The 24,738-nt window shown below is 38.5% G+C and carries 22 protein-coding genes; 7 read left to right on the top strand and 15 right to left on the bottom strand.

All coding sequences use genetic code 11. The features are described from left to right. Positions 1-29 precede the first annotated feature (29 nt). The 3 genes from ABDV70_RS02150 to gyrA all read left to right on the top strand — a co-directional run bounded on the left by ABDV70_RS02150 (position 30) and on the right by gyrA (position 4,712). A complete protein-coding gene (locus ABDV70_RS02150; RefSeq protein ID WP_343595053.1) occupies positions 30-779 on the top strand; it encodes an electron transfer flavoprotein subunit beta/FixA family protein in 750 nt (249 codons plus the stop codon). 15 nt (positions 780-794) lie between these two features. After that, complete coding sequence (locus ABDV70_RS02145) at positions 795-1,727, top strand: FAD-binding protein (protein ID WP_343595051.1); 933 nt, start codon at positions 795-797, stop codon at positions 1,725-1,727. 288 nt (positions 1,728-2,015) lie between these two features. Further along, positions 2,016-4,712 (top strand): DNA gyrase subunit A, encoded by a 2,697-nt coding sequence (gene gyrA / locus ABDV70_RS02140; protein ID WP_343595050.1) that lies wholly within the window; start codon positions 2,016-2,018, stop codon positions 4,710-4,712. 58 nt (positions 4,713-4,770) lie between these two features. Here the strand turns inward: gyrA and ABDV70_RS02135 are convergent, their stop codons facing one another. The 8 genes from ABDV70_RS02135 to rubA form a co-directional block, all read right to left on the bottom strand. After that, positions 4,771-6,414: a glycosyltransferase family 39 protein gene (locus tag ABDV70_RS02135; protein WP_343595048.1), complete on the bottom strand. Its 1,644-nt coding sequence runs from the start codon at positions 6,412-6,414 to the stop codon at positions 4,771-4,773. A gap of 9 nt (positions 6,415-6,423) precedes the next feature. Next, a complete protein-coding gene (locus ABDV70_RS02130) occupies positions 6,424-6,807 on the bottom strand; it encodes a GtrA family protein (RefSeq protein WP_343595047.1) in 384 nt (127 codons plus the stop codon). Further along, positions 6,804-7,775, bottom strand: a complete 972-nt coding sequence (locus ABDV70_RS02125) for a glycosyltransferase family 2 protein (RefSeq protein ID WP_343595045.1) — start codon at positions 7,773-7,775, stop codon at positions 6,804-6,806. Before ABDV70_RS02125 ends, ABDV70_RS02130 begins: the two co-directional genes overlap by 4 nt. Next, positions 7,772-8,566 carry a ChbG/HpnK family deacetylase gene (locus tag ABDV70_RS02120; protein WP_343595043.1) on the bottom strand — a complete coding sequence of 265 codons (795 nt, stop codon included), beginning with the start codon at positions 8,564-8,566 and terminating at the stop codon, positions 7,772-7,774. Before ABDV70_RS02120 ends, ABDV70_RS02125 begins: the two co-directional genes overlap by 4 nt. A gap of 204 nt (positions 8,567-8,770) precedes the next feature. Continuing rightward, positions 8,771-9,673: a LysR family transcriptional regulator OxyR gene (gene oxyR, locus ABDV70_RS02115; protein WP_343595042.1), complete on the bottom strand. Its 903-nt coding sequence runs from the start codon at positions 9,671-9,673 to the stop codon at positions 8,771-8,773. 15 nt (positions 9,674-9,688) lie between these two features. Next, positions 9,689-10,627, bottom strand: a complete 939-nt coding sequence (locus tag ABDV70_RS02110) for an alpha/beta hydrolase (RefSeq protein ID WP_343595040.1) — start codon at positions 10,625-10,627, stop codon at positions 9,689-9,691. Positions 10,628-10,656: 29 nt separating this feature from the next. Then, positions 10,657-11,832: an FAD-dependent oxidoreductase gene (locus tag ABDV70_RS02105; protein WP_343595038.1), complete on the bottom strand. Its 1,176-nt coding sequence runs from the start codon at positions 11,830-11,832 to the stop codon at positions 10,657-10,659. 67 nt (positions 11,833-11,899) lie between these two features. Further along, on the bottom strand, positions 11,900-12,064 hold the full coding sequence (rubA, locus tag ABDV70_RS02100; protein WP_343595036.1) for a rubredoxin RubA: 165 nt from the start codon (positions 12,062-12,064) through the stop codon (positions 11,900-11,902). A gap of 414 nt (positions 12,065-12,478) precedes the next feature. On the opposite strand from rubA, the gene ABDV70_RS02095 reads away from it, so the two are divergent. Continuing rightward, positions 12,479-13,021: an adenine phosphoribosyltransferase gene (locus ABDV70_RS02095; RefSeq protein ID WP_343595034.1), complete on the top strand. Its 543-nt coding sequence runs from the start codon at positions 12,479-12,481 to the stop codon at positions 13,019-13,021. A gap of 85 nt (positions 13,022-13,106) precedes the next feature. Here the strand turns inward: ABDV70_RS02095 and ABDV70_RS02090 are convergent, their stop codons facing one another. Beyond that, positions 13,107-13,550, bottom strand: coding sequence for a GNAT family N-acetyltransferase (locus ABDV70_RS02090; RefSeq protein WP_343595032.1), 444 nt, complete (start codon positions 13,548-13,550; stop codon positions 13,107-13,109). Between the two features lie 64 nt (positions 13,551-13,614). Next, the gene (locus ABDV70_RS02085; protein ID WP_343595030.1) at positions 13,615-14,130 is read right to left on the bottom strand and encodes a YqiA/YcfP family alpha/beta fold hydrolase; all 516 of its coding nucleotides are present in this window, start codon (positions 14,128-14,130) and stop codon (positions 13,615-13,617) included. A 257-nt stretch (positions 14,131-14,387) separates the two neighbouring features. On the opposite strand from ABDV70_RS02085, the gene lysS reads away from it, so the two are divergent. Both lysS and ABDV70_RS02075 read left to right on the top strand, forming a co-directional pair. Next, positions 14,388-15,917 carry a lysine--tRNA ligase gene (gene lysS, locus ABDV70_RS02080; protein WP_343595028.1) on the top strand — a complete coding sequence of 510 codons (1,530 nt, stop codon included), beginning with the start codon at positions 14,388-14,390 and terminating at the stop codon, positions 15,915-15,917. Positions 15,918-16,069: 152 nt separating this feature from the next. Beyond that, entirely contained in the window at positions 16,070-16,219 is a 150-nt protein-coding gene (locus tag ABDV70_RS02075; protein WP_343595027.1) for a hypothetical protein, read from the top strand. A gap of 353 nt (positions 16,220-16,572) precedes the next feature. On the opposite strand, the gene ABDV70_RS02070 is transcribed toward ABDV70_RS02075, so the two are convergent. The 3 genes from ABDV70_RS02070 to ABDV70_RS02060 form a co-directional block, all read right to left on the bottom strand. After that, positions 16,573-17,904 carry a CitMHS family transporter gene (locus tag ABDV70_RS02070; RefSeq protein WP_343595026.1) on the bottom strand — a complete coding sequence of 444 codons (1,332 nt, stop codon included), beginning with the start codon at positions 17,902-17,904 and terminating at the stop codon, positions 16,573-16,575. A 350-nt stretch (positions 17,905-18,254) separates the two neighbouring features. Then, the gene (locus ABDV70_RS02065) at positions 18,255-19,577 is read right to left on the bottom strand and encodes a hemolysin family protein (protein WP_343595024.1); all 1,323 of its coding nucleotides are present in this window, start codon (positions 19,575-19,577) and stop codon (positions 18,255-18,257) included. A gap of 123 nt (positions 19,578-19,700) precedes the next feature. Further along, entirely contained in the window at positions 19,701-20,690 is a 990-nt protein-coding gene (locus ABDV70_RS02060; RefSeq protein ID WP_343595022.1) for a LysR family transcriptional regulator, read from the bottom strand. A gap of 464 nt (positions 20,691-21,154) precedes the next feature. Between ABDV70_RS02060 and ABDV70_RS02055 the strand changes: the two genes are divergently transcribed. Next, positions 21,155-22,759 carry an isocitrate lyase gene (locus tag ABDV70_RS02055; RefSeq protein ID WP_343595020.1) on the top strand — a complete coding sequence of 535 codons (1,605 nt, stop codon included), beginning with the start codon at positions 21,155-21,157 and terminating at the stop codon, positions 22,757-22,759. A 318-nt stretch (positions 22,760-23,077) separates the two neighbouring features. Here ABDV70_RS02055 and ABDV70_RS02050 read toward each other — a convergent pair whose 3' ends face one another. Then, complete coding sequence (locus ABDV70_RS02050; protein ID WP_343595018.1) at positions 23,078-23,389, bottom strand: hypothetical protein; 312 nt, start codon at positions 23,387-23,389, stop codon at positions 23,078-23,080. Positions 23,390-23,810: 421 nt separating this feature from the next. Beyond that, positions 23,811-24,635 (bottom strand): type I methionyl aminopeptidase, encoded by an 825-nt coding sequence (gene map, locus ABDV70_RS02045; protein WP_343595016.1) that lies wholly within the window; start codon positions 24,633-24,635, stop codon positions 23,811-23,813. Positions 24,636-24,738 lie beyond the last annotated feature (103 nt).

The raw sequence follows: 24,738 nt of genomic DNA, 5'->3' as shown, positions 1-24,738 counted from the left end.
TATCATTGGATAATACAGCCGAGGATTACATGAAGGCTCTTGTTGCTGTCAAACGCGTGGTGGATGCTAACGTAAAGGTTCGCGTTAAGCCAGACAATAGTGGTGTAGACTTAACTAACGTTAAAATGTCGATCAACCCATTCTGTGAAATCGCAGTGGAAGAAGCGGTTCGCTTAAAAGAAAAAGGAACAGTATCTGAAATCGTTGTTGTTTCTATTGGTCCTAAAGAAGCGCAAGAACAACTTCGTTCTTCTATGGCTTTAGGGGCAGACCGTGGGATTTTAGTTGAAACAACAGATGAAATTGGTGCTCTTGAAGTCGCTAAAATTTTAAAAGCTGTTGTAGAACAAGAGAAACCAGAGCTTATTTTACTCGGTAAACAAGCCATTGATGACGACTCTAACCAAGTTGGCCAAATGTTAGCGGCTTTATTGGGCGAAGGTCAGGGTACATTTGCTTCAAACGTGACTGTTGAAGGCGATAAAGTACTGGTAACCCGTGAAATTGATGGTGGTTTGCAAACAGTTGAATTAAAACTTCCTGCAATCATCACTACAGATTTGCGTTTGAATGAACCGCGTTATGCTGCTTTACCGAACATTATGAAAGCACGTAAAAAACCGTTGGATGTAAAATCTCCTGCGGATTATGGTGTTGCGACAGGAACCAAGCTGAAAACTTTAAAAGTTGAAGCGCCTGCTGAACGTAAAGCGGGTGTACAAGTGAAATCAGTTGATGAGCTTGTAGACAAATTAAAAAATGAAGCAAAAGTGATTTAAGGGCAGGGATAAGTTATGAATATTTTAGTTATCGCTGAACACGACAATCAAACCCTAAACAGCGCAACTTTAAATGTTGTTGCTGCTGCTCAAAAAATCGGTGGTGATATCACTGTTTTAGTGGCAGGTGCTGGTGCTCAGGCTGTTGCAGATGCAGCAGCGAAAGTTGCAGGTGTAAGCAAAGTATTATTAGATGATAATGCTGCTTATGAACATCAGTTGGCTGAGAATGTTGCTGCATTAGTTGCAGACTTAGGTAAAGGCTATTCACATATCCTTGCTGCGGCAACGACGACTGGAAAAAATATTCTTCCGCGTGCAGCAGCATTATTAGATGTCAGCATGATCAGTGATGTTATTGCTGTTGAATCAGCAAATACATTCAAACGCCCAATTTATGCGGGTAATGCGATTGCAACAGTTCAATCTGAAGAAGCAATTGTTGTTGCAACTGTTCGTACCACTGCATTTGATGCTGTTGCGGCTGAAGGTGGCAGTGCAGCAGTTGAAACAGTAACGACTGTGACTGATGCTGGCGTATCTAAATTTGTTTCTGAAGAAATTGTAAAATTAGACCGTCCTGAGTTGGCTTCTGCTCGTATTGTGGTTTCTGGTGGTCGTGGTGTTGGTTCTGGTGAGAACTATCACAAAGTCCTTGATCCATTGGCAGATAAATTAGGTGCTGCACAAGGTGCTTCACGTGCAGCAGTCGATGCGGGCTTTGTACCAAATGACTTCCAAGTAGGTCAAACAGGTAAAATCGTTGCACCTGACCTTTATGTTGCAGTGGGTATCTCTGGTGCAATTCAGCACTTGGCAGGGATGAAAGACTCGAAAGTGATTGTTGCGATCAACAAAGACGAAGAAGCGCCGATCAATGGTGTTGCTGACTACTGGTTGGTGGGTGACTTGAATGAAGTTGTACCTGAACTGGTATCTAAACTTTAATTCAAAAGTTAACTCAAAAACGCTCCAATTCATTGGGGCGTTTTTTTATGGGATTTCATCCATCCGGTCCAATTCTATTTATATTGTATTCAGACGAAAGCATTCTTTATCTATCAATATTAAAACCATATTCTCCTCCTGTTTTTTAATGTTGTTTCCCCGCATTTAGAGCCGTTTTGTGCTATAATTATTCGCTATATTTTTTGATATTAGCTTGCATTTTTTAAGCTAAATTTGACGCGTTAACACATAAGGCAGTACGTAAGTACTGAGTACGAAGGAGTATGCATGAGCGTATCGGAAATCCGACCGATTGCCATTGAGGATGAACTCAAAAACTCATATCTTGATTATGCAATGAGTGTAATTGTTTCTCGTGCATTGCCCGATGTGAGAGATGGCCTGAAACCCGTTCATCGTCGTGTGCTATATGCTATGCACGAGCTGGGCAATGACTATAACAAAGCCTATAAAAAATCGGCCCGTGTTGTGGGGGATGTGATTGGTAAATATCACCCTCATGGTGACTCTGCTGTTTATGAAACGATTGTTCGTATGGCGCAGGATTTTAGCTTGCGTTATCAGTTGGTCGATGGTCAAGGTAACTTTGGTTCAATCGATGGTGATAGTGCCGCAGCAATGCGTTATACCGAAGTTCGTATGACAAGACTGGCACATGAGCTACTTTCAGATTTAGAAAAAGATACAGTTGATTGGGAAGATAACTACGACGGTTCAGAGCGTATTCCTCAGGTTCTGCCTACACGTGTCCCAAATCTACTGATTAATGGTGCAGCAGGGATTGCCGTTGGTATGGCAACCAATATGGCACCACATAACATGACGGAAGTCATTAACGCCTGTCTGGCTTATGCTGATAATCCAAATATTACTGTTGAAGGTCTGATGGATTACATCACGGGGCCAGATTTTCCTACAGGCGGGATTATTTATGGTAAATCAGGTATTGTGGATGCTTACCGCACAGGTAAAGGGCGTTTACATATTCGTGGTAAGTATCATTTTGAAGAAGATGAGAAATCTGGTCGTACCACAATTGTCTTTACCGAAATCCCTTATCAAGTCAACAAAGCACGTGTGATTGAACGCATTGCCGAGTTGGTGAAAGAGAAAAAACTTGAAGGTATTTCAGAATTACGTGATGAGTCTGACAAAGATGGTATGCGTATCGCCATTGACTTAAAACGTGGTGAAAATGCCGAGATCGTTGTTAATAATCTGTTCCTGAATACTCAGCTTGAAAACTCGTTCAGCATCAACATGGTTTGCCTAGACAATGGTCAACCAAAGTTGATGAACTTAAAAGATATTATTGCGGCATTTATTCGTCACCGCCAAGAAGTCGTGACACGCCGTACCATGTTTGAATTGCGTAAAGCACGTGAACGTGGACATATCTTGGAAGGTCTAACAGTTGCACTTGCCAATATCGACCAAATTATTGAAACCATTAAAACTTCTGCAAATCCAGCAGAAGCGCGTGAGCGTTTACTGGCGAGTGAATGGTCTGGTGGTGGCGTGGTTGCATTACTTGAAAAAGCAGGTGCAATTTCTGTTCGTCCAGATGAAATTGAAGGCGAAGATCCGAGCCGTCCGTTTGGATTAAGCAACGATGTTTATCGTTTATCTCCAACACAAGTTGGCGCAATTTTAGAATTACGTTTACACCGCTTAACAGGTTTAGAACAAGATAAACTTCATGCAGAATATAGTGAAATTTTAGCTCAGATTGCTGAATTGACTGCTATTTTGAATGACTTTAATTTGTTGATGAATGTGATTCGTGAAGAATTAGCGTTGATTTTGCAACAATATGGCGATGCTCGTCGTACTGAAATTGTAGAATCACGTGTTGATTTCTGCCGTGAAGATTTGATTCCTGAAGAGCAAGTGGTGCTTACCGTTTCGCAAACGGGTTATGCAAAAATCCAACCGTTATCGGATTATCAGGCGCAGCGCCGTGGTGGACGTGGTAAGTCAGCGACAAGCATGAAAGATGATGATTTTATTCAACATCTGATTGTGGCGTCAAACCATGCAACGGTACTTTGCTTTACCAATGTCGGAAAAGTTTATCGTTTGCGTGTATTTGAAGTACCTCAAGCATCACGTGGTGCAAAAGGTCGTCCGATGGTGAACTTGTTACCATTAGATACCAATGAAACTATTACGGCAATTTTACCGTTGACGGAATTCCCTGAAAATCATTATGTCTTCATGGCTACCGCATCGGGTACAGTAAAACGTGTTGAATTAGAACAGTTTGCCAACATTCGTGCCAATGGTTTACGTGCGATTGAACTTAACGAAGAAGATACCTTAATTGGTGTTGCGATTACCGATGGTCAACAACAAATTATGTTGTTCTCGAACGAAGGTAAGGCGATTCGTTTTGCTGAAACTGATGTACGTGCTATGGGACGTACTGCAAAAGGTGTTCGTGGTATGCGTGTTGCACTTGCTGCAACAGCATTAGAAGCAGATGATGTCGACACAGAAAATGATGACACTGATGATTCAGAAGATAACAACGATTCAAATGTTGTGAGTCGTATTGTTTCCTTGGTGGTTGTCCCTGAAACAGGTGAAGTACTGTGTGCCAGTGCGAATGGTTATGGTAAACGTACACCTGTCGATGATTTCCCAACGAAAAAACGTGGTGGTAAGGGTGTAATTGCCATTAAAACCTCTGAACGTAATGGTGATTTGGTTGGGGCTGTTTCAATTGATGAAACGAAAGAGCTGATGCTGATTTCTGATGGCGGTACATTGGTTCGTACACGTGCGGCAGAAGTTGCAACAACAGGTCGTAATGCTCAAGGTGTGCGCCTCATTCGCTTAAGCGAAGATGAAACACTGGTAGGTGTAGTTTCAATTGAAGCTGTAGAGGATGATGAAGACTTAATTTCTGAAGAAGTTGAATCAGAAACATCTACAGATACAACCGATACCAATGCTGAGTAATTTGTTGAAATAAAAGAAGGAAGCCTTGGCTTCCTTTTTTTATGACTGAATTTTGAGATTATGGATTGAAGATAAAGACATCATAATTACGTGCATGTATTACTTTCATTTTCATGCTATTTGTTGGTTTGAACGTATTTGGCCGACTAAAAAGCATGATCGGTTGTTTTGGATTGCTTAATGCCTGCTGTAAATTTGCTTCACTCCATAGATACCGCTTGAGTTGAGGCTCAAATAACAAACCATCTTTAATTTCGACAGACGAGTTATCTCCATCTACATGATCCCAGTCGTTGACCAGATAAACAGGTGATTTCAAGTTAAGTAAAAATGGAAGATCGTAAAAATAATATTGATAAAAAACAAATTGTGTATTGGGTTTTATGTATTGCTGAAATTGGAGCTGATCTGAATTGGTTTTGGTATCGAATGCCTGAACAGCAAAAGGAATACCAGAACATAGAACCATTAAGCTTAGGGCAGTAGATTGTAAGAATGAGATTTTTTTAGCTTGAGAAGCTGCAAAAATTAGCCATGGGCTTATACAAAGAATTATGCCAACGATATTGATGCGAGTCAGATGTGCTAAATAAAATTCATGGTTACCTTTAATTACATGTGGTGCAATTAAAATACCTAGGCCGAACACCGAAATAAAGAGAGGAACACCGATGCGCTGTAATAGATTTTTATGCTCAACGAGAACACGATTGATCCAGACTGCAACAAAAATAGTGAGCGGTGCAACGGACGGCAGAATATAACCCGCAAGTTTAGACGGTGGGATAGAAAAGAAAAGTGTAACAGAAAAAAACCACCAAACCATTAAGGCTAAAATTGGACGAGGTAACGTCTGTTGCAATGTTTTAGCTGAAAACTTAAACCCACTTGCAAGAAACCACGGTAAGAAACTTGCAAATAAAATCAGTAAATAAAAATACCAAGGTTGTTTGTTATTGAAACCAGATGAGCTAAAACGACTAAACTGTTGATCAATGAAGAAATAATGCAAGAAGTTAGGATATTGATTATTTGTTAAATAGAGCCAAGGACCTATAAGCAAAAGAAACAATAAGATACCGAATGGATTCAGTAGAGAAGGAATTTTTCTCCATTCTTTACAGTAAATCACCCACGGTAAAATTACCATTCCCGGAATCAAAACACCGATCAATCCTTTGCTGAGAAACCCGCCCGCACATGCGATATAGCCTAAAAAGAGAATTGATTTTTTGCCAGACAGTGTGAAGTCTGCAAAACAAAACACAGTTAGGGTAATCCATGTCGCAACCAGTAAATCGTGGTTGATATATTGGCTACTTCCAAAAAACAATAAACTTGTGGCTAAAATCACAACACTGAGTTGTGCCAGACGTTCAGTTAAGTATTTTCGTGTAAAGAAAAAAACACTGACGAGCATGAGGGTTGCGGCCAAAGTTGGCACAAGACGAAGTACCCATAAATGCACGCCGAAAACCTCCATTAAACCAGAACTGATCCAGTGTAGAAGTGGCGGTTTATGCATAAATGGGAAACCATCTAGGCGTGGTGTAATCCAATCACCTGATTCGAACATTGCCCGACTAATATCGCCATAACGGCCTTCATCGGGGACTGACATTGGGCGAACAAGTGAATTCAGAAACAGCCAGATTGGCAGGAAAATCAGTAATAATTTTGATGAGCGGGTAAGTGGTTGCATAGCATATCCTCAATGCTGGAATGCAAAGAATCGATTCAATAAAAAGGTGGAAATTGCAGTTAAAAATATTGCAATGATCACTAGAATAGAAACGGAGACTTGGAATAGAGAATGAAGGGTAAGAAGGCAGGCTTCATTAAAAATAAAACCAAAAACAGCCACGAGAAAAAACTTGGGTAAGGTTGCTTGGTAACTCATATCTTTTACGTGAAAAGTAAAATGATGATGTCCAAAAAAACTGACCCAAAAGGCAATCGCAAAAGCCACAAAATTTGCCAGTGCCAAGCCCCAGTGCCAATGTTCAAAAAGTAAAATGACAATGGCGTAATGGGTTAAGGCGGCTAAGACACCAATAATGCCAAAGCGAGCCAGCATTAGAAAATGAGTGATCATGTCGGTGTCTTGGTATCAATGGGTGTTGTATTTTTTTCTTTGGAATATTCAGCGGCGACAATGTATTTAGGTCGATTTTTAACTTCGGTATAAATACGGCTAATATATTCACCTAAGATGCCTGTAAAGAGTAACTGGATTCCACCTAATAAGGTCATGCCAGCTGCAAGCGTTGCCCAACCAGGAACAGTCGTTCCTTCAATAAGGGTTTCTCCAATAATCCAGCAACCATAAGCCATTGCAATAAAGGCGAGTAGTGCACCAAGATAAATACAAACGCGTAAAGGTAAATCAGAAAAACCCGTTAAACCTGATAATGCGAGGTTAAATAAGGCCTTAAAGTTAAAGCTTGATTTGCCATATTGCCGTTCTTGCTCTGAAAATTGAAGCCCAATGGTTTTAAAACCGACCCAAGCATACAATCCTTTCATATAACGGTTTTTTTCAGGAAGGTTTTGAATTGCTGTAATGACTTTTGCATCAATAAGTCGAAAATCGCCAGCATCCTCTGGAATAGACACGGATGAACTCAGGCTTAAGATACGATAATAAGCATGGGTAAAAAGTCGTTTTAACCATGATTCCGTATTGCGATTGCGAATACCATAAATCATATCGTAACCATTGCGCCATAAATTGAGCATGGTTGGAATTTCATCAATTGGATGCTGAAAATCTGCATCAATCAATAAAGCAATATCGCCTGTGACATGATCCAAGCCTGCACTGAGTGCAGCTTCTTTACCAAAATTACGTGAAAGCTCAAGTACACGTAAAGGGTATTGATCGACTAAGCTATAGAGCACTTCTAAAGTATTATCTTTACTGCCATCATCAATCACAATAATTTCATAAGCTGCAAGATCCAGTTGTTGCAATTTTTCAGCCAATGCAGGAATAAAAAGAGCTAGGTTTTCAGCTTCATTAAAAGCAGGAACCACGCAAGATAGAACTGGGTTTATTCTCATTGTTCTTTTCCAATAGGGCCAAGAGTGATGTGATATTTGTTGCAATCATCTAGAAACTGTTCAGAAGCTAGATATTGATATTCACGTTCTCTGGCAGGATGGATGGAATCTGTATTGGGCATTGATTGTTGAGCTGGATGACACATAATCAGTAAACCATCCTGAGCTTGAGCAAGCCAAGACTGATTGAGTTGCGCATAATCTTTTTCTTTAAAATCATAGATTCCAGCAAAACAAGTATTTTGTCGGATATTGGCTTGTACACAAAGACGATGCAATGCTTTTGAACCGAGTAGCATTAACATTTGTGTTTTAAATTGATGATGAGGTGCACTAAAACTGTGCTGTAAATTACGAACCCAGCCTTTAAAATTTTGTTCAATCAGAAATTCAATCAGAACTTCACGAATGACGGGAAATTGATGAATATGCTGGTGTCCATCGATAAAATCTGGCGCTTTCCCTAAAGCATCGGTGAAGCGTTGCCATTGTTCTCGGATACTTTCACGTAACTGTGTTCGATCAAGCCTATGTAGCCAAGCCTTTTGCATGAGTGTATTGAGAGGAAATGCAACGGTATGTTCGTCAAATATATGGGTAAAATTTAAATGTAAACCAATATCAATTGTCGAAAGAAAAGGTTTCAAATGGTGCGCGGCTTGAAACCAGTCATGTGCTTGCGTCATACAAGAAGTTGCATGCAAACGATGTTGTGCAACGAGTTCTATAATTCCTGAAGATATTGCAGGATTTAACCCATAATCATCAGCACAGTAACAAACACGAACCATATTTTTAACTCACTTAGATATCTTCTTTTTAAAGATATGGAAGATGCGGCGTAATATGCGGGTTATCACTTAAGAGTTGCTTAAGTTAATTGGAATAAATGTGTAGCCAAATGTTAAGATATAACAAAATGCCCAGACGAATCATAAAACAAATATAAAGCCAAACCAACCTTCAGGTATTTGTCTGGCTTTATAGATATAAGATTAATGTACGTGAATAATTTTCTTTAAAATCTCGACGAGTACATCAAATTCGCTATGTAGTGGCGTACTTTTACGTGTAACCAGCGCAATGGTACGACTTGGCGCATTTTCAATATGTTTTACTTGTAAGTCACTATGATATTGTAACATTTGACGTTGTAAAGAAATCTCTGGCAATAAGGTATAACCTAAATTGGAAGAAACCATTTCAACCAAAGTTGGCAGAGAGCTGGCTTTTAAACGATGATCATTTTTGCGTTCGCCAACAGGACAAGCACTTAATACATGATCACGTAAACAATGGCCTTCTTCTAATAGCATAAGTCGGGAAAGATCCAGATCGTCTAGATCTGTAGCTCTTAAACTTTGTTGATCAGATTTATTATGCACTAAAACGAGATTTTCTTTTGCAATTTCAGCAACTTTTAGACCACGAGTATCAAACGGCAAGGCAAGAATAATCATGTCCAAATTGCCGTGCTCAAGTCGTTCAACAATTTTTTCGCTTTGTGCTTCGTGTAAATGCAATTGAATTTTAGGAAGCTGATGATGTACTTCATCTAACAGTTGCGTCAGAATAAACGGCGCAATTGTTGGAATAATTCCAAGATGCAAATCACCTGTTAAAGGTTCACTCATCTCACGGCTTAAACGCATTAAATCCTGAGCGTCAGCAAGCAGAACACGTGCACGGGCAACAACTTGTTCGCCTAGTGGGGTTAAACGTACATTTTGGCGGTCTCGTTCAACCAAAACGCCACCGAGCAGTCGCTCAAGTTCCATAATTCCGCCAGACAAAGTGGACTGAGTTACAAAAGAACGGCGCGCTGCCTCGGTAAAGTGCAATGTTTCAGACAGGGTAACTAAATAAGAAAGCTGTCTTAAAGAGGGTAATGCAGCCATAATGTCCTAATACTTTTAAGATTTAAAGTGATATGCAAATAAGCCACTCAATTGTGGAATAAAGTACGGTGGAATATCATGCCCCATTCCTACAATTAATTCAAATTTTGCACCTTGAATTGCCCGTGCGACACTTTGACCATGTTTGGGAGGAAGCAAACGATCACAACTACCATGAACAACTAAGGTTGATTGTTTGATTTGTTTATCCCACTGGCTGAGTGAGCCGCTACATAATATTGCTAAAAGCTGTTGAAGTACACCCATAGGTGCATAGCTACGTTTATATGCTCGTCTGGCAAGCTGCCGAACTTCTTCTAATTGTGTAAATTTAGGTGAACCAATTAGTTTATATAACTGAACAGATTGTTGAATAATCGCATCTTCATGTGTTGGACGCTTGCTTAGCATCATTTTTAATTGTCTTAAACCGGGCATAGGTAAAAAGGGTCGATTATTACTGGTAAAAAGTAAACCAAGTTTTTTAACTTTTTGTGGGTATTTTGCTGCCAAAATCTGGGCAATCATGCCACCCATAGATGCGCCAATGACATAACAAGGCTGAATGTCTAGTCGATCAATTAATAAGGCAACATCATCTGCCATATCTTCAAGTTCATAGGGCGCACCATGATTTTTTAGCCCAACTGCAAATCGGGCCATGAGTAATAATAAATGCTTTGCTGAAATTGTCGAAGTATGAATCTTGGATGAAAGCCCAATGTCCCGATTATCAAACCGAATAACACAAAAGCCTTGCTCGATGAGCGACTGGCAAAAAGACTCAGGCCAAAGAATCATTTGTGCGCCAAGCCCCATAATAAGAAGAATGCACGGATGTTCAGGATTACCACCCATTTCAACATGCAGTTGAAGACCATTTTTTAAATCGACTTTGGCTTCACGCATGAAAGTCGATTCTGGAGAAGGCTGAAACTGTAAATGTGTGTTCATCAGAACATCTCGTCATTATTTAATTCAAATTAAACCTTGGGTGGAATTAAGTCGGGAACCAATTTGGTTAAAGTTAGACGTTGTTTACCTGCGGTTGCACCCAATAGCACAAAACCACGTAACGTACCTGCTTCGTCAATTGCTTTAGACACCAAACCATCTTCAAGGTATTCAGTTTCCCAGTTGACTTCAACTTCTTGCGGAGGTGGAAGTACCGTTAATGGTGCTGCGGGTGTTTTTACTGCAACAGGCATCGCTGGATAGTGAACATGGGTTTGATCGCCTGCCAGCGTTTTTGCTAAGGCACGCGCTTGTTGCATGATTGGCATAACATAAGGCAATAATGTACCGTTGACTTCTGCACAGTCACCAACAGCATAAATATTAGGTAGGTTAGTTTCCATTAGACTATTGGTCAAAATACCACGGCTGGTGTGTACACCTGCATGTTTTGCCAAGTCGATATTGGGTTGCAAACCAATGGCGCAAATCACAGCATCGGCTTCTAGTGTGTGACCATTTGCAAGTGTAATGGCATAGTGAGTATCGATTTTAGAAATTCGGTCTACAGTCGTTTCTAAAATAAAACGGATACCAGATTGTTGTAATTTTTGTTGGAAAGCTTGGGCAACGTGGGTTGGAAGTAAGCGTCCAAGTGGCTGTGGAGCCAAGTCAATTACAGATGCCGTATGTCCTGCCTGATGCAAATCGTTTGCAAATTCGCAGCCAATTAACCCCGCACCTAAAATAACGATTCGTTGCTGTTGTTTCTGGTCAAGGCACTGACGGAAGGCACGATAATCAATCAATGAATTAATGAAGTAAATATCATCGCTACCATCTCCTGAAATTGCTAAACGAATCGGATTGGCTCCGACAGCAAGAATCAGCTTACTATAGTGAATATCAAATGTCTGGTGATCTTTTACATAGCTAAGTTTTTGGTTATGAGCATCAATTGCATTGACCCAAGCATGGGTATGAATCTGCATATTGAGCTGTTCAGCCATCTTGGTTGCATCTGCTAATGGAATTTGGGTAGGGTGTTTATTGCCAGCAAGCGCATTGGATAAGGTCGGTTTTGCATAACTCACCCCATCATCGGCACAAATCATGATAAGTGGCTGCTCTTTATTTAATTTTCGGTATTCTCGAGCGAGGGTATAGCCTGCCATACCAGAACCAATAATGATAATAGGCTGCATAATAACTCCAGCAAATAAACAGTAAGAATGAAAAAGACCATGTTTGAGGCATGGTCTTTATATATTTTTAGACTTCGATCATTTCAAAATCAGCTTTAGACACGCCACAGTCAGGGCATGTCCAATCTTCGGGAATATCTTCCCACTTGGTGCCTGGTGCGATACCATCATCAGGCCAACCGGCTGCTTCGTCGTATATCCATCCACAAACGATGCATTGATATTTTTTCATGTATTTCTCCAAAATGCTGATGGGGAGTCCGCCTGTCAGCAATGATTTCTAATGATGAAACTACTTTAACCAATATTTTACAACAGATCGAAATGTTTACCTTACTCAATCTTAAAATAAAGTGATGATTGATCTGAATCGAATCAGATTTTAAAGTATAAATATACGGTCTACGCTTTATTTTTAAACCAAACTAATGAATATAAAAACTTAGACTAAAGTTTTAGTGTGAAAATAAAACAAATATGTAAAATATTGATGCTTTAAAATTTATGTAAAATAATTATCTTTAATAAAAACAATGTAGTGGATATTTATTAAAGAATGTGTTCTGAAGTGAATAGGAAAAAAGTCTAGTTTTGTGGGTTTAAATCGATTAAAATTAGAACAAATAAATCACATTGCGCCCTCACTATGAATTTTGCTCAGACCTTTTGGACTCATATTCGTACTGTTCCGAACTTTCCGAAAGCAGGTATCTGTTTTTACGATTTGACACCATTATTGGTGAATCACATTCAAGAACTCTCTGAGGCTCTAGTTGCAAGTATTCCTGCAGAAAAAATTGAAGAAGTTGACAGTTTTGTTGCAGTTGAAGCTCGTGGTTTTGTATTGGCAAGTTTCCTAGCACAACGCTTAAACAAAGGTCTGATTCTGGTTCGTAAAGCTGGAAAATTACCACCGCCAGTAGTTGGGGTGGGTTATAGCTTAGAATATGGTCTAGATCAGCTTGAAATGTCTGCCGACCTAAAGTCACAAAATGTGATTTTGGTTGATGATGTTTTGGCAACAGGTGGTACTTTAAAAGCGGTTCAGATACTTGCAAAAAAATGCCATTTGAATGTTTTGGGTGCAACTATTTTGCTTGACCTAGACAGCGAACATAAAGATATTGGTCTAGATGTCTGGTCAGTCGTGAAAGAAAGCCAAAAGCCAGAACATGATGCTGTTGCTTAAAGGCAATGGTTTGAGTTTTTAAGGTTTCAAAAAAAAGCTGACATCATAAGGTCAGCTTTTTTTATGGGTATTGTTAAAATTAACCTTACATATTTAAATTTTTTCTGTATTGGATAAATCCAGCATTTTGGGCGACCTGATCATATAAATGACGCGCACCAACATTGCTTTCATGTGTTAGCCAGTATACACGAGAACACTGAGCTTCATTGGCAACCCGATAGACTTCTTCGATGAGTTGCTTCCCAATATGTTTTCCACGGTACGTTGAATCCACAAATAAATCTTGTAAATAACAATAATTTCCAACTGACCACGTACTATGATGGAAAATAAAATGCACAAAACCGATTAATTTTTCTTCATGCTCCATAACTTTGCAAAAGACAGGCTCATCTGGGTTTAAGAAGCGCTGAAAGGTTGTTTGTGTCACGTCGTCATTTAAACTGGTTTGATAAAAATCCTGATAACCCTGCCAAAGAATTAACCATGCTGCGTAATCTGAAGACTGGATTTCACGGATTTTCATTTGGATTCACTTCTCAGCATAAAAGGAAAATTAAATTAAAAATTAGTATAAATATTATTCAAAATTAATGATTTTTTAAAGTACACAATGTGTTTTCAAAATGTTGAATTAATAAGTTCAAATGTTCTGGATATTCCAGACGATGATAGCCTCCCGCATAGGTATGCACAATCATGAATCGTTCTAGGAATGACTGGGTTTGGTGCATGTCCAGTGCTTCATCTGCCAACTCTAAATAGGCAAATTGCGGAATATCATGTTCTAGATCTGACTCTTGAATTGCAGGGTAGTCATGACGAAACTTGGGCGATAAGCTTGGGTTCGCAACAATTGCGGGGAGCTGATAATGCAAAGACATTTTTAATGCCCAATATCCTCCCACACCATGCCCAACCAATAAGTCTGGTTTGATCTTGTCAATCATATTTTGATAAAGAGCATAAACCGTGTCATAGTTTAAATTGCGATAATCGACATCAATACAGTATTTTTGATGTGACTGAATCGCATCAAATTTTGTCGATTCTTTTGAAGAATCTAAACCATGAAAAAATAAAATTTTAGAATTATTCATCTTCATTGTTGTGATTTCACATTGCATAACTGAAAAATCAGGGAGAAACATGCACTTAGTCTGTAAAAGGATTTAAATGATTCTCTATTTTACGGATGTTTTGCATAACTGAAAGTTAGCGAAAGGTCTAAGATCAACTTTGGTTAAAGTGAAAAAACAGAAAAGCTTAAATTTTACTTGCAAAATTGAATAATCCACTCGAAAAACAGTGGAATTCTGCTATGCTATGTGACTTCTTTTTTTTATTACTTTTCGAGGCAGAGATGACGCAACACAACGCTCAATCGACTTCTGAACCCACTATTTCCGAAAACGATTTAATTGCACAGCGTCATGCCAAGTTAAAGCAAATCCAAGAAAAGGCGCTGGAAACAGGAACAAGCCCTTGGCCAAATACGTTTAAACGTGAACATTATGCTGCGGACTTGCAGGCACAATTTGAACAGCTTTCAAAACAAGAAATTGAAGCGGGCGAAAAAGTTTATGTAAAACTTGCAGGCCGTGTCATGCTTAACCGTGGTTCGTTCATCGTTTTACAGGACATGACGGGTCGTATTCAGCTTTATGTAGACCGTAAAGGTTTGCCAGAAGAGACCTTGACCACAATCAAATCACTTGATTTGGGCGATATTGTTGCAGCAGCAGGTTATATTGGTCGTTCAGGCAAAGGTGATTTGTATGTTCACCTTGAAGATTTCGAATTACTGACAAAATCATTGCGTCCATTACCAGATAAGTTTCATGGTTTAAGTGATACCGAGGCAAAATATCGCAAACGCTATCTAGATCTTATTGTTAACGAAGAAACACGTAAGACATTTGAGATTCGTGCCAAAGTTGTGGCAGGTATTCGTCAATATTTAGCGGATCAACGTTTCATGGAAGTTGAAACACCAATGATGCATGTGATTCCTGGTGGTGCATCAGCACGTCCGTTCGTTACACATCATAATGCGTTGGATATGGATCTGTACTTACGTATTGCGCCAGAACTTTACTTGAAGCGTTTAGTTGTGGGTGGTTTTGAACGTGTGTTCGAAATTAACCGTAACTTCCGTAACGAAGGTGTTTCTACACGCCATAACCCAGAATTCACCATGATTGAATTCTACCAAGCCTATGCTGATTATAAAGATTTGATGGCATTGACTGAAAACATGCTTGAAAAATTGGCATTGGATATTTTGGGTTCTACAGATGTTCCTTATGGCGAAGAAGTGTATAGCTTCAAAGGCCCATTCAAAAAGATTTCAATGTTCAATGCGATTTTAGAACATAACCCACAATTTACACCTGAAAATGTAGGTGATCGTGAGTTCTTGGCGAACTTTATTCGCACCGAATTAAAAGAAGAAGTGAAACCAGGCTTTGGTTTAGGTAAGTTGCAAACAATTGTATTTGAAGAAACTGTTGAAACTCAATTGCGTCAACCAACCTTCATCACTGAATATCCTGCTGAAACTTCGCCACTTGCCCGTCGTAACGACGATAATCCACATATTACAGACCGTTTTGAGTTCTTTATTGGTGGTCGTGAGTTGGCAAATGGTTTTAGCGAGTTGAATGACCCGATTGATCAGGCAGAGCGTTTCCAAGCTCAGGTCGCTGAAAAAGATGCTGGTGATGATGAAGCAATGCATTATGATGCAGACTTTATTGAAGCACTTGAATATGGCTTGCCACCAACAGCTGGTGAAGGGATTGGTATCGACCGTCTAGTGATGTTATTTGCAAATGCATCTAGTATCCGTGATGTGTTGTTATTCCCACATATGCGCCGTAAAGAAGCTTAACTTCAAAAAACCTCTGTCTAAATTTAGATGGAGGTTTTTTTATTCTTATTTTGATCTAATTTTTCTATCATTTTTATTAAAACTATCTGTTTTACGGATTTAAAAGTTCAAAATATAATAATTCCAATAAAACATGAAACTGGAAAAAACATATGTCTACCTATGCACAAGCATTACATCATGCATTGGATCGGATGCAATTGCCAATACAACTTCACGAGCAGGCAAATCAAGTACAAAAAATGGATGAAATTTCGTATTTTGTTGAAGCCTTGCAGGCGTTACAGGAACATTGGCATTAAATGCATAATACTATGCTAAAAAATCATAAGTGAAACTATCAACATTCAAATTGAATCGCGCTAAAATATGCAAAATTTAGTTAATCACAAATACAGAGGTGAGAAAAAATGATCTTCATTCTTCGGAAATTGAAAGGTCTTTTAGAAAAAACATCATTAAATTAAGATGATGCATACGTTCTAAATACTGAATACTCCATTCGGAGTGGGATGATACAAGCAAGGACGCTCCTAATTTATTCTCTATATAAAAATAATAATCTCCATCACAACATGTAATTTCTTCATACGCTTTCTTCCTAATTTTTGTTGTAAAAAGCACCCCCAAGTTGAAGATGCTTTTGCATTACTATTTATGCAATCAATGGAAAAACACCCAAGACTAAAGCACTCATTAAGAGTACACCACTGGTAATAATGGCCCATTTCAAGGTAAAGCGTTGGTGGTCTGCAAATTCGACACCTGCCAATCCACATAAAAGATAAGTCGATGGAACAAGTGGTGAAAGTAGATGTACTGGTTGACCAACAATAGATGCTCTAGCCATTTCCACAGGTGAAACACCATAATGTGCCGCTGCTTCTGACAGAATTGGTAACATACCGTAGTAAAAGGCATCATTCGACATAAAGAAAGTCAGTGGCATACTCATGATTGCGGTAATTGGTGCAGAGTAAGGGCCAAGGCTTTTTGGGATAATCGCAACAAATTCTTTAGACATTGCATCGACCATGCCTGTGCCTGAAAGAATACCTGTAAAAATACCCGCTGCAAAAATAAGGCCGACGACAGCCAAAACGCTATCTGCATGCATGGCAATACGTTTCTTTTGCATGTCAAGCTGTGGGTAATTGACAAGCATGGCAATACAAAATGCGATCATGAATAAAACAGGCATAGGTAAGATACCTTTAACCAATGCTGCCATTAACACCACTGTTAAAATGCCATTGAACCAACGTAAATGTGGACGTTGTGCAGATGGATCTTTTGAAATGGAAATGGCATCGCCATGATCTGTATTGAGTTGGATTACACCTAAGCGTTTGCGTTCATAACGACCATATAGATATGCCAAGATAAATAGCCAAACAATGGCAATAATCATAGATGGGATCATTGGCACGAAAATATCACTTGGGTCGATTTGTAGCGCACTTGCTGCTCGTGCAGTGGGGCCACCCCACGGGGTTAAGTTCATGACCCCGCTACTTAATAGCATTAAGCTGGTCATAATGAGCGGGTTCATTCCCAGACGTTGGAAGAGTGGTAGCATTGCGGCTACACAAATCATATATGTGGTAGAGCCATCACCGTCTAAAGAAACAGTAAGTGTTAAAAAAACTGTACCAAGTGTGATTTTTAAAGGATCACCCTTTACTTTGCGTAAAATCCATTTTACTGAAGGGTCAAATAAACCTGTATCAATCATGAGTGCGAAATACATGATTGCGAATAACAGCATGACGCCTGTGGGAGCAAGTTTTTTAATCCCGTCCAACGTCATGTCACCTAATCCAGAAAGATGAATATGACTTAGACTATCGACATACTGCCCCAGCCAAGCGGCAAGTGTTGCAAATAGAATTGGGATAATAATTAGAGCAATCAATGCACTTAAGCGTTTGGTCATGATTAGAAACATAAAGCAACCAATCATGCTCAGACCTAAAATCGTAAGCATACTTTCAATCCTTTGTTTTTTGTTCTAGCTAAACAAATCTTTCGTTTTTGCTGGTTTTATAAGCCAGTGCTGTAAAATTGGCTAATTTAGAAAATATCTGATTTAATTCATGATTACAATCATATTGCGATTTTTTTAAGGCGATAGCATTAGATAAAGAATAATGATTTGCTTATTTTTTGTTTAGCTTTATTAAAATATAAAAACTATGACCTGATCGGTTATTTCAGTATTTAAATTAAAAGACTTTGAGACGATTTTTTGATAAAAAAACCTCCAAATTAGAGAGATGATCTAATTTGGAGGGGAGTTTAAACAATACTATTTTATCCCTAGAGATAAATTAATCTTTAATGTTCTTCTTCAACTTTAGGTTCAGTGGTTTCTAAAATTCGAGTCACTAACAGTTGGTCAATTTTATAATGATCAACATCGACCACTTCAAATTTATAATTGTCGAATTCTACGAAATCAGCAGGGCGAGGAATCTTTCTTAAACGGAACATCATAAAACCAGCCAAGGTCTCATAGTGTTCTTCATCTGGAATCTGATCAATTTCTAATGCATGTTTAACATCTTCAATTGGGGTGCTACCATCAATTAACCATGAATTGTTATCACGTTTAATAATTTGCTGTTCTTCATCAATAGGGGTTACCCAATCACCCATCACAGTAATCATAATATCACTGAGCGTGATGACACCAACGACGAACGCATATTCATTAATGACCACTGCAAATTTTTCTTTACTTGCACGGAAGCGGTCAAGTACTTCAGAAAGTGTCAATGTATCTGGAATTGTGAGTACATTACGGATGGTTGATTCATTTAGCTGGTTAATGGATTGGTTGTTGAGAATGCGAACCAATATATCTTTGGCATCAACATAACCAATGACCTGATCAATGGTTTCGTTACAGACTAAAAATTTGGAAAAAGGGTATTCGGCTAACTTTTGACGAATGCTGTATTCAGATTCATTCATTGTAAAGAAAACAACATTTTCACGTGTTGTCATGCTTGAAGGGACATTACGCTCTTCGAGTTCAAATACATTTTCAATGAAATGATGTTCTTGTTTTTGTAATACACCTGCTTGGGCACCTGCATCCATAACTGCTGAAATATCATCAAAAGTAATGTTGTCATCCCGAGTGGTGTTGACTTTAAATAAACGAAACAGCAGGTTGGCGATTGCATTAATTACCCACGCGAGTGGTTTACAAATTTTGATATAAATCTGAATTGGTTTAATGACTGCAACGGCAATTCTTTCAGGTGCAATCATCGCCAAGCGTTTTGGCATGAGGTCGGCAAAAAGAATAAATAAAGAGGTAACTAAGGTGAAAGATAATCCAAAACCAATTGATTCAGTCCAAGGCGTTGGGTAAAAATGATTTAACAAGTTAACGAAGAAAGGGCGAAAGGCAGGTTCACCAATAATACCGCCTAATATTGCAACCGCATTGAGACCGATTTGGGATGCTGCAAAAAAATCAGCAGAATTCTCTTGTATGTCTAGAACCTGTTGAGCGCGTTCCTCGCCAGATTCGGCAAGAATTTTAAGTTTGACTTTACGCGCACCTGCAAGTGCAATTTCTGTTAAGGCTAAAAAACCAGCTCCTATAATAAGAATGATGATAATAAGGATATTTTGGAACAGACTCACAATGCACCTGTTATTTATTGATTCTTCATTATTCAATATTTTTTAACATAAAAACGATTCAGGTGATACAGTAAATATCACCTGAATCTTACAAATCGTTAAAGAATGTTAAAAAACATTGATTTAATAATGAGAAAGTTGCGAATGATTTATTAAGAATTCACGATTTTCTTCTTCAATCATCTGACGTGCAACATATAAAATAAGCTGACGTAACCAGCGATGTGCTGGATGATGGTGCAGAAGAGGACACCAAGCCATTTTTAATTCAATTTCTGGAATATAAAATGGAGGGTCTTTGATAATTAATTCTTGGTTCTTTGCTTGTAATCGAGCAATACGGCTTGGTAATGTTGCAATAAGGTCAACATTGCGTGCGAGTAAGGCAGGCATTTGATAATGTCGGGTAAAGACAGAAATTTTCCGTTTTTGACCGATACGTTCCAATGCTTGATCAATCCAGCCTAGGCCAGCTTGTTTATCTGGGTTTACACCAAAACCGATTCCCATCCCTGTTTTTGAAACCCAGATATGATGTGCTTCTAAATAGTTTTTTAAATTTAGATTATTTACATTAGGGTGTTTAGGGTTGAGTAGACAAGAAAAGCTGTCACGCCAAACAAGAACCTGATGAAAACTTTGCGGAATTTCATTAAAGCGGTTAATGGCAAGGTCGACTTTACCTTGTTCCATGTCCCGATATGACACATCACTTGGTGTTAAAAAGTCGAGTACGACATTCGGTGCTTCAGAACGTAGCGCTTTGACGAGGCGAGGAACCAGTGTTGCTTCGGCATAATCAGAAGTCATAATTCTGAAAACACGATTACTTGTATAAGGGCGGAATTCTGTACGTGGTTCCAAAATCATGGATAAATCGGACAGAACATCACGAATACGGGGTTGTAATTCTAAAGCTCGTTCTGTTGGTGTCATTCCCTCAGATGAACGAATGAGTAGAGGGTCGTTAAATAATGTTCTTAATCGACGAAGAATGTTACTCATTGCGGGCTGGGTTACACCAAGCTGTTCAGCAGCACGAGTGACATTTTTTTCTCTTAAGAGTACATCAAGGTAAATCAGTAGATTTAGGTCAACCCGCTCCAGATTCATAAAAAAAATACCGAAAATAACACCAAGAAATTAATTGAAATTATGCCACAAGCAAAAGCATTTGTGTTGAAAATTGGACAAAAAAGATAAGTTTATCCCAAATATTAAACAGCCTTTTTAATACGTCAATGCTGATGTCAGCTTGAGGTGTTTATTCCAAATCAAGTCGTGGTGAATCCAAAATGTAATTGGTTATACTATAGTCGAATAATGATATTGGGTAAAATTTTAAAGATTTTAATTTTAATTAAATCTATTAAATTCAAATAATTATAATGTGTTTATATGCTTATAATACGACTTTAATCTACATATTTTTTAAATAAATAGTGGGGATTTGTTGGGAATATTGGATTTAATTTTTTTTCGGGGTAATCTGAAATCAATCAGATGAAATGGTCAAAAAATAAACTTGATCAGATCGTAATACAAATCGGCTTGTAAGGGCTAAAAGGGAAGCGATAATGACTACATATCAAACAGCAGTTGATGCAATTCGTGAATTAAAAGCAAAATTTGGCAACACTTGGGCAGATATTAGCCCAGAAGATGCAGCACGTATGCAACTTCAAAATCGCTTTAAAACAGGTTTGGATATTGCAAAATATACAGCTGCCATTATGCGTCGTGATATGGCTGAGTACGATGCAGATTCAAGCAAATATACTCAATCATTAGGTTGCTGGCACGGTTTTATTGCACAACAAAAAATGATCGCAAACAAAAAATATTTCGGTACAACAAGCAAGCGTTATATCTATCTTTCTGGTTGGATGGTTGCAGCACTTCGTTCAGAATTTGGCCCACTTCCTGACCAATCAATGCACGAAAAAACTTCTGTTCCAGCATTGATTGAAGAAATTTACACTTTCTTGCGTCAAGCAGACGCAAAAGAATTGAACGACTTATTCCGTGCTTTAAATAAAGCAAAAGAAGCGGGTGACTCTGCAAAAGTTGCTGAAATTACAGCGCAAATTGATAATTTTGAAACTCATATTGTACCAATTATTGCAGATATCGATGCTGGTTTTGGTAACGAAGAAGCAACGTATTTACTTGCTAAAAAAATGATCGAAGCAGGTGCTTGTGCGCTACAAATTGAAAATCAAGTATCTGATGCAAAACAATGTGGTCACCAAGCAGGTAAAGTAACAGTTCCACATGAAGACTTTATTGCGAAGATCCATGCATTGCGTTACGCATTCTTGGAAATGGGCGTTGATGATGGTGTTATCGTTGCGCGTACTGATTCTGAAGGTGCAGATTTAACTCAAAAAATTCCTGTCGTGAAAGAGCCGGGTGATATCGCTTCTCAATACATTGGTTACTTAGATACGAAAGAAATTGATATTTCAGAAGCGCAAGAAGATGAAATTTTAATTAAACGTGATGGTAAATTACACCGCCCAACACGCTTGGCTTCTGGTCTATACCAATTCCGCGAAGGCACTCAGATTGATCGTGTGGTATTGGACTGTATTACAAGTCTTCAAAATGGTGCTGATTTACTGTGGATTGAAACACCAACTCCAAACGTGAAAGAAATTGCGCATATGGTTAACCGAGTAAAAGAAGTTGTGCCAAATGCAAAACTTGTTTACAACAACAGCCCATCATTTAACTGGACGTTAAACTTCCGTCAACAGTCGTATGACCGTTTTGTTGCAGAAGGTAAAGATGTATCGAGCTATGATCGTGCTAAATTAATGAGTGCTGAGTACGACAACACTGAATTGGCTGCTGATGCTGATGAAAAAATCCGTACTTTCCAAGCTGATGCCGCGCGTGAAGCAGGTGTGTTCCACCACTTGATCACACTTCCGACATACCATACTGCTGCATTGTCAACACATGAGTTGGCGAAAGGTTACTTTGGTGAAGAAGGTATGTTGGCTTATGTTGCAGGCGTACAACGTAAAGAAATCCGTGGCGGTATTGCTTGTGTGAAACATCAGGCAATGGCAGGTTCTGACATTGGTGATGATCACAAAGAAATTTTTGCGGGTGACAACGCACTTAAAGCAGGTGACGATTCTAAAAACACAATGAATCAGTTTGCTGCACACTAAGATCTGGCAGAAATAAAAGCATCGCCTACACATGTAGGCGATGTTTTTTATCATCAAAAATTACTTACTCGACTTAGGTTTATTGACCTTTCAGAGCGAATTTAAAATAGAGTAATGCTTTTATCTAAGTACCAGATGAGCAGCTATGCTGAAAATTGGGCAGAAGCGTCTTTCTTATTTACTACTTTATATTGTGTTATATCTTGATCATTCAAAAATGATTAAACGACTGAGATGACTTCTATATTGTCGAATAATCTTGTGTCATCTATGATTTGTTGCAGACATTGGTAAAATGCTACTCATAAATTCTAAAAATTAGAGAATCCCACCTAACGATTGACAGGCATTTTTATAGAGTTGATATTGTTGATCGACGACTTCATTTAAAGGAATTTTAAAGAGTCGATCACCATCTTTATAGTGTTGGATATAATTTTCAGCTTTTTGTTTTGTAACGCTTAATGTTTGTTGGTGATAATTATTAATTGGGCTATCTATGCCTTGTTGTTCGATGTTATCGCAGTGAAATTGTTTGAAAATTTGTTCAGATTTTCTTACCTCATTTGATGCGCCAAGTAAGCAACCTGTTAAAAAAAAGCTGCAACTGAGTAAAGCCAAATATTTCATGGGGTATGGCCAAAATAGAAAAAATGTAATGATCATTAAATTTTATCATATGGTATGGATTTTATAAGAGATATGCTGTATTTATTTTAATCGCTTGACTGTATGGTTACAATAAAAAACATAAAGGACTGAAAAGTCCTTTATGTTTTAGAAGCTATTGATATTTCATTAATAACTGACACAGTTGATTAAAATGAAAGATGAGGCATACAATATAAAAATAACTAGATGCTTGTCACATTTTATCCCGATGAAATTATTTGTGAAGTAATTTGGGGGAGATGAAATTTTTATTGTCATGAGTCGATGGAATTTTGATTTAAAATCGTTTAATTCCATCTTTCATGCTATGTGTCAGCTAAAAATAGCTGTTGTTACCTGAATGAATGATCAAATGCGGTTTGAAAAATCGCGACTTAATTTATTTAAAGCGAGATAAATCTTCTTCAGGACGTGCAGTCAAAATTTCGACGCCTGTTTCAGTCACTAAAATCGTGTGTTCATATTGTGCTGAAAGTTTATGGTCTTTAGTTACAACTGTCCATTTATCGCCTAGAGTTTTGGTTTGCCATACACCTGCATTGACCATTGGTTCGACAGTAAATGTCATTCCAGCTTCAAGGCGCATGCCTGTATTGGCTGTACCATAATGAAGTACTTGAGGCTCGTCATGGAAAACTGTACCAATTCCGTGTCCACAATATTCACGAACAACGCTAAAACGCTCAGATTCAACATATTTTTGAATGGCTGCACCGACATCACCGATATAAGCCCCCGGTTTGACAACCGAAATCCCACGATACATCGCTTCTTGAGCGACATTACAAAGACGGTTGGCTAAAATAGAGGTTTCTCCTCCCACGATATACATCATGTTGGTATCGCCATGATAACCATCTTTAATCACTGTTACGTCAATATTCAGAATATCGCCATTTTTTAAAATTTTTGCTTCTGAAGGAATGCCATGACATACAACGTGGTTCACAGAAGTACAGATTGTGTGTTGAAAAGCAGGGCGACCAGGCGCGGCACCATAACCTAAGCAAGCAGGAATTGCATTTTGGACATTCACAATATAATCGTGACAAATCGTATCTAATTCTAAAGTGCTTACTCCAGCCTTGATATGCGGTTTGATCATATCAAGGATCTCAGCTGCCAAACGTCCCGCTACACGCATTTTCTCAATTTCATCTGGCGTTTTGATTAATCGGCGAGGCGCTTCGTAAGTGCTATTCATAAGGCATAAAAACTTTTGGTAATTTGTATGTAACTATGGTATAAATATGCACCCATTTTATCAAATGCTTTTCGTGAATAATTTGTTTTTACGCTAAGTTTTT

It is taken from the genome of Acinetobacter sp., assembly GCF_039596015.1.
Classification (GTDB): Bacteria; Pseudomonadota; Gammaproteobacteria; order Pseudomonadales; family Moraxellaceae; genus Acinetobacter.
This window is presented reverse-complemented; position numbering and strand designations above follow the sequence as displayed.